The sequence below is a fragment of the Anaerolineales bacterium genome, assembly GCA_022866145.1.
In the GTDB taxonomy this organism is placed as follows: domain Bacteria; phylum Chloroflexota; class Anaerolineae; order Anaerolineales; family E44-bin32; genus PFL42.
Genome location: JALHUE010000093.1, coordinates 1 through 5,809, shown reverse-complemented (window position 1 = coordinate 5,809; position 5,809 = coordinate 1). Strand labels below are relative to the sequence as shown.

At 68.5% G+C, this 5,809-nt stretch carries 7 protein-coding genes; all 7 read right to left on the bottom strand.

Annotated features, from left to right (window positions below; genetic code table 11):
• Positions 1–554, bottom strand: a 554-nt coding sequence (locus tag MUO23_03015; GenBank protein ID MCJ7511925.1) for a hypothetical protein, incomplete at its 3' end; no start/stop codon positions are given.
• Complete coding sequence (locus MUO23_03010) at positions 551–1,213, bottom strand: hypothetical protein (GenBank protein ID MCJ7511924.1); 663 nt, start codon at positions 1,211–1,213, stop codon at positions 551–553. The genes MUO23_03015 and MUO23_03010, both read right to left, overlap by 4 nt.
• Positions 1,214–1,278: 65 nt before the next feature.
• Entirely contained in the window at positions 1,279–1,575 is a 297-nt protein-coding gene (locus tag MUO23_03005; protein ID MCJ7511923.1) for an EsaB/YukD family protein, read from the bottom strand.
• Between the two features lie 79 nt (positions 1,576–1,654).
• Entirely contained in the window at positions 1,655–2,503 is an 849-nt protein-coding gene (locus tag MUO23_03000; GenBank protein ID MCJ7511922.1) for a hypothetical protein, read from the bottom strand.
• On the bottom strand, positions 2,500–3,426 hold the full coding sequence (locus MUO23_02995) for a hypothetical protein (GenBank protein ID MCJ7511921.1): 927 nt from the start codon (positions 3,424–3,426) through the stop codon (positions 2,500–2,502). Before MUO23_02995 ends, MUO23_03000 begins: the two co-directional genes overlap by 4 nt.
• The gene (locus MUO23_02990) at positions 3,423–5,084 is read right to left on the bottom strand and encodes a ThiF family adenylyltransferase (GenBank protein MCJ7511920.1); all 1,662 of its coding nucleotides are present in this window, start codon (positions 5,082–5,084) and stop codon (positions 3,423–3,425) included. Before MUO23_02990 ends, MUO23_02995 begins: the two co-directional genes overlap by 4 nt.
• A gap of 596 nt (positions 5,085–5,680) precedes the next feature.
• Positions 5,681–5,809 (bottom strand): cold shock domain-containing protein (locus MUO23_02985; GenBank protein MCJ7511919.1); only part of this gene is annotated, 129 nt, incomplete at its 5' end.

Genomic DNA, 5,809 nt, shown 5'->3' with positions numbered 1-5,809 from the left:
GCCCTGGAAAGCAGGACGCTGATCAAGGCGATGAAGGCTCCGACGCAGGCGCCGAGGACGACCAGACCCATGGCTTTGCCGAGCATCGGATTGTCGAGTCGTTGTTGCGAGGCAACCAGCAGCGCGCCGCCCAAGGCGCCGCCCAGTGCACCCCCCAGGGCGCCCTTCCAGCTCTGGGTGCGGCCGCTGGCCCCCTCGGCCAGTCCGATCAGCAGGCCGAAGAGCGCCCAACCCAGGACGCGGCCCACAGCCTCACCGCCCATGGCCTGGAAAGCGGCTTCGCTCAACGGCAGGGCCAACGCCCCCGCCAGCAGCCCTATCGGAGCGGCGATCAGTGCCGAGCGCGCGGCGCGCCGAGGGCTGAGGGTCACAATGCCCTCGGTGGCGCCGATCAGCAGTCCGATGCTGAGCCCGATCAGGCCGCCGACGATGATTTCATTCAGGTACAGGTTGACGGTGAAGGATAGGCCAACCAGGTCGCTCAGGCGCCAGGCGATCAAGCCTCCGATGGCGCCTGCCACGGCGTAGTAGTACGTGCGCATGGGTCGGCTCACGCTGCGCCTCCTTTCTCGAAATCCCCTACTGCTTGACTGAGATTGCTCCACACCATCACGCTGCCGCGCCCGTCCCGCAGCAGCTCGTAAACCCCGGAGTAGGAGTGTGGGTCCAGAGCGCCCGCCGCGTTCCGAACGAAGAACCCGCCCGCCCGCGACACCGGCTCGATCACCAGCGCCACTTGCCACGGCTCCGAGAAGAAATGCTCATGGATCCACACGTCGTGATCGGAGAGGAAGACGCCCATGCGCGGATGGGTGTGATACCAGCCGACCATCCGCCGCCCCGGGTAGCGCTCGTCAAGCTCGTCATTCAGCGCCACAAGGCTGTCCTGGGTGAAGGTCAGGAAGGCGGGCCCCTGGCGGGTATGACGCGCCGGCAGCACTGCCTCGATCACCAGGTACGGCTGACGAGTGGCCGTGTCCGCCTTCCAGCGGCCGGCAAGTGCGCCGCCGACCTCGTGCCCTAGGTCGCTTCCAGCATGGGCGCAGCAGCGGACATAGGCCGAGGGCGTCATGAACACCCGCAACGCCGGAGCGGGGCGAGAGCTGTCATACGCCGACAGCCAGCGCCGCGCCCGCTGCAGCGGCATGTGACCGCTCGCCGGCTCGATGGCTTGTATGGCGCCCATCCGGATGCGCCCAGAGTCCGACAGCATACCCACCTGTTCTACCCCCGCCCGGCGCAGCGTGCGCCCGAGGCGAGATTGGATGCAGCCTGCAGCTATCCCGCCGTGACGTCGGCGGTGATGATCAGACGATCGCCTTCTGGGACGCCAGCCAAGGCCAGGGTCTCCTCTTCGCGTAGTTCGCGCCCGAGCGCCTTGCTGTCCAGGCGGTAGCTGGTCGGGCGGCCGTCGGGCCCGGTAGTGGGCAGGCCGAGCGAGGTCGTGAGTTCCGGGATCAGCTCACGCACCGGGACATCCCGCGGCACGTCCGCCGTCCGGCTGCCGCCGGAGGGAAGCACGATGGTCACAGAGAGCTCTGAGGTCCGGGTTTCGTCTTTGGTTGAGTCGGTCATGGCGTCTGCCTCCTAATTCTTGGTTGATCGGTCGTGCGCAATCTGCCGACACTTGCCGACCGCGCCCTTCCGGCCGCGGTCACTTCAGTCGGACCCGGGGTCGAGTCTTGGGCGACACCGGGTCGGCCAGCTTGACCCGCTCCGGCCGCAACAGCTCGCGGCGGTCGACGGGAAAGACGTTCCGGTGCTGGCTGCGGTATTGCCGGCACCAACGGGCCGCCTCCACGTCCCAGGGAAATGGAGGCTGGGTCGGGTCATCGTGGTAGTTCTTGTACTGGATCATCTCGCCCAGCATGATCACCAGCCGGTCCAACGAGCGGCCCGCTGTCCACCAGGCAACGTCGATGCACACGCTGCCGTTGAGGTGGTTGATGTTTGGATGCCAGATGGGGGTCAGCCACTTCATCCCGGGCCAACGCTGGGGATACTGGCTGTGCAGGTAGATCTCCACCTGGTGATGTTCGGAGTACTTGGGTCGGCCCTGCCGATCCACCGATGCGATTCCCTTGCAGTCGAAGGTGAGAATGTAGCGTTCGGGTGGCCAGCCAGGGCGTTCCGACCGGGCCTCGAAGCGGATCAAGTCGCTGCGCGCCGCCAGCTCGACCATCCGCTCGTGGTCGCCGCGCAGCCGGCGCAGGCGCGGGCTTTGTTCGACGGGGGTCGCCCCGGCAGTGATGTCGGCCGTCAGGATCAGGCGGTCATTCGCGGGGACGCCCGCCTGCGCCAGGGTCTCGTCCTCGCGCAGTTCGCGGCCCAGTGCCTTGCTGTCCATCCGGTAGCTCATCGCCCGCCCGTCCGGTCCGAGGGTGGGGAGCTTGAGCAGGGAGGTCAGCTCCGCCATCAGATCGCGCACGCTGACATCATCCGGCATCTCGGCGCTACGAGCGCCGCCGTTGGGAAGAACAATCGTGACGGCCAGGTCGGTCATCGGTCGGCTCCTTGGTGCCTGACGGGGTCATCAGCGTAGAGATGGGCCATCTGGCAGACCCCGGTTACAGCCCAGCAGTCGGCATGGTGCCGGGTGTGGCAAATCGGACAGACCTTCGACCCGCGCCGATCATTCGGCTGCACCGGCTCGAGACAGTAGGGGCAGCGGGCGTCTTCGGCCCCGGTGAACCGGACGCCGCGCTTGGCTGCCCGGCGGGCAGCGCGCACCGCCGGCAGGGCAGCCTTCTGCTGGCCACGCTTCGCCGGCTGGGTTCTGGCGGAGGGCTTGCTGCCGGCGCTTGCGACAGCGGTCCGTGGGCGGGATGCGCCCGGTGAGGCGGCAGCCGGCTGAGGCCTGGGCGAGCTCGCGGCCCGCGGCCGGGTCTGCTCGCGTCCGAGGCGCAGCCCGCGCCAGGCGACCGCCGGCGACAAGCGCTGCCAGCCGTGGCGCAAGCCGGCTTGGGCCCGCTGCCTCAGGCTGGCCCGAGGCGGGCGTGCCGGGCGTGGGCGGCGGTAGCGCAGGGCCAGAAACGAGCACGCCCCGGCAAGCGACAGCCCGGCCAGCTCGGCCAGGCGCACTCCGGCGGAGCCGACCAATGGCGGGGCGATGCCGCTCCTCCCACCCGAGACGAGCCCGACGGCGAGCAGACAGATCGTGGATGCCCCGGTTGCGATCCACCACTGCACGGCCAGCGATCGGCCGCGGACGCTCCAGCGGGTGAGGAAGCCGGTGAACAGGCCGAGGGCCGCCGCCGTAGCGGCCTGCAGGACCGCCGGGTGCAGCACCCGGTTGGCGCCGGCGACGACGACCAGTGCGGCCGCCGCTGCCAGACCGATCGGGAACACGATCCCCACCCAGCGCGGGATCGCCGGCGCCGCTCCCTGCCTGGATTCCGAAGAGCGGGGGTGGGGGGAGGAGCTCATTCCCCAGCCTGCCGGCCGAAGACGATACGCCCTTGCGCCGGGTTGGCCGCAGCCGAGGAGGCTTCAACTTGCTCTCCAAGCCGGATACGCTGGGAGGCCTCAGGCTCGCCAGCCAACGGCGGACCGGCCTCGAAGTCACTGAAATGGAGCGCCTCCGGCAAATCGCCGGTTAGCTCGTAGAAGCGATACTCCTTGCCGTTGTGGGCGCGCAGGACATGCAACGGCGGCACACCGATGCTGGACAAGGTGCGATCGAGGTAGGCTTCACTGCCAGTGATCAGGTGGGTCATGGCCGTGTCCCGCAGCAGACCGCAGCCCGGGCAATGGCCGGCTTCGAAGCTGACCTCGGACAGCGGACGGATGACCTCCTCGACGGTCTGACAGCGCGGGCAAGTCAAGCTGAGGAGCAACTCGTTGTCCAGTTCGATGACCGCCTCCCGTCCGAGGTCGCGGCGGGCGACTTCAAGCATGTCCCGCAGGCGGGTGCTCCGGGCCCGGGCAGGGAGCTCGACGACCTCGCCGTAGGTCCAGTGGCTTTCGCAGTCCTCCCGCGCCACGTAGGCAGTGGTGTGCATCTCGTTGGTCAGACCGTTGAAGTGGGTGACCTTGCCCGCCTCCACCGGCATGGCATGAATCAGCTTGAGGGCTTCCTGGGCCTGGATCGATCCGATGATCGAGGCGATCGTCGGCGTGGTGGGGACCTTGCCCTGCAGGATGTTGTGGCGGGCCAGCAGCGGGCACGAGTAGCGCAGCGACATCTCTCGGCGGGCCTGCTCGGTGAGAGTGCACTCGAAGCACGCCCCTTGACCGGGGACAAAGACCCGCACCAGGCCCAGCAATTCCTGGATGGCGCCATCGACCATGGGCTTGCCCATCCAGTAGCAGAAGCGATTGAGCGCCAGGCGGGCCTCCCGGTTGTCCAGGCAGCCGATGACCACGTCCATCCGCCGGACAACGCCCAGGCCGAGGCCGGTCGTCACGTCCCCTTGCAGGTACTGCAGGCGAACCTGTGGGTTGAGGGCCTTGGCGCGGGCGGCGACGATAGGCGCCTTGTCCTTCCCGGTGTCGGCCTCGCGGAAGAAAACCGAGCGGCTGAGGTTGGCGGCCTCGATCACGTCGAAATCGACAATGAACAGGTGGCCGACGCCCATCAGGGCCAGGCTCTTGACCACCTCATTCCCGAGGGCCCCGGCACCGACCACCAGCACGCTTGCGGCCTGCACTTTGTCGCGTTCCCACCATGAGATGAAGTCGAACGTCCCCAGGCGGTCGGTGTGCAGGTTGGGGATGCGCAGCGGCTTCTCGGCCACCACGGTCAGGCGGCGCGGCCCCTCAGGGGGCGGCTGGCGGGCCGGTTGGGTGTCGGCCGCCAGGCTGGGGCGGTAGGCGTGCGCCAGGGCCATCACCTTGGGCAGGAGGCGTTGGCCGGGGTCGCGCACGAACCAGCCAACGCCCGGTCGGGCTTCGAGCACCTCGTGCTCGGCCAGCATCCTCAATGCCTCGCGCAACGTCGCCCGACTGACGCCGAAGCGCGTCATCAGGTCCCGCTCCGCCGGGAGCTGCTCGCCGGCCCGCAGGCCTCCTTCGAGGATGGAAGCCGCCAGCCGTCCGGCCACTTGCCCCGTCAAAGTCGGATGATCGACGTGTTCGATCTGCATGCGCCCTCTGGTATCCTGGTCAGACCACCAGACCTCATTCTAGGGCAGTCGCGGGGTTGGTGTCAACCCCAAGGAGTAGACCCAAAGTCCTATTCCAGCGGGGGGAGGCCCAAGGGAGCGGTGGCAGGCGACGAGGGAACCGGCCGAGGTAGCCGCATTTCGGCCGCCTGACCACCGCCAGCGGACTGTTCCCGTTCCCCGAGCGAAGGGGGGCGACCTCGATTGAGGAAAGTCACAGGCCGAAGGCACTCGGGCAGTCGTGAGAAGGAGAGGGGTCGTCGGAGAGATAGGACGGGTCGTTCCCTGGTTGGGCGCTCGACCCCGTGTACACGGCTTCCCCTCGGCATCGGCCGTGAGAGCAGCGGGAGGCCGGTGCCTCCAGTGATCCCGCCCGCAGGCTGCCGTCTGGGGGGCACCAGTGCCCGGCCGAAAGACGGGGATCGAGGGCGATCTGTGAGCTATTCCTCGCCGCCGCGCCGACCTCCGGTGCAGCGGGGATCCCTCCGCGCAAGCCAGCGCCTGTGCCCTGCGGCGGCTGGGCCAAACAAAAGAGCCCCCGGGGGCTTCCCGGGGGCTCCGTCGGGGTACGGGTTGGTTTACAGGATGGTGACCGATTCGGCCTGCAGGCCCTTCGGCCCCTGGGCAATCGCGAACTCGACCCGCTGCCCTTCCTGCAGCTCGCGGTAGCCATCGCCCTGGATAGCGGAGAAGTGAACGAACACATC

Excerpts from the sequence above, each read along its gene's own strand:
- MUO23_03010 (MCJ7511924.1), bottom strand. The coding sequence starts at position 1,213 with ATGCTGTCGGACTCTGGGCGCATCCGGATGGGCGCCATACAAGCCATC.
- MUO23_03005 (MCJ7511923.1), bottom strand. The coding sequence starts at position 1,575 with ATGACCGACTCAACCAAAGACGAAACCCGGACCTCAGAGCTCTCTGTG.
- MUO23_03000 (MCJ7511922.1), bottom strand. The coding sequence starts at position 2,503 with ATGACCGACCTGGCCGTCACGATTGTTCTTCCCAACGGCGGCGCTCGT.
- MUO23_02995 (MCJ7511921.1), bottom strand. The coding sequence starts at position 3,426 with ATGAGCTCCTCCCCCCACCCCCGCTCTTCGGAATCCAGGCAGGGAGCG.
- MUO23_02990 (MCJ7511920.1), bottom strand. The coding sequence starts at position 5,084 with ATGCAGATCGAACACGTCGATCATCCGACTTTGACGGGGCAAGTGGCC.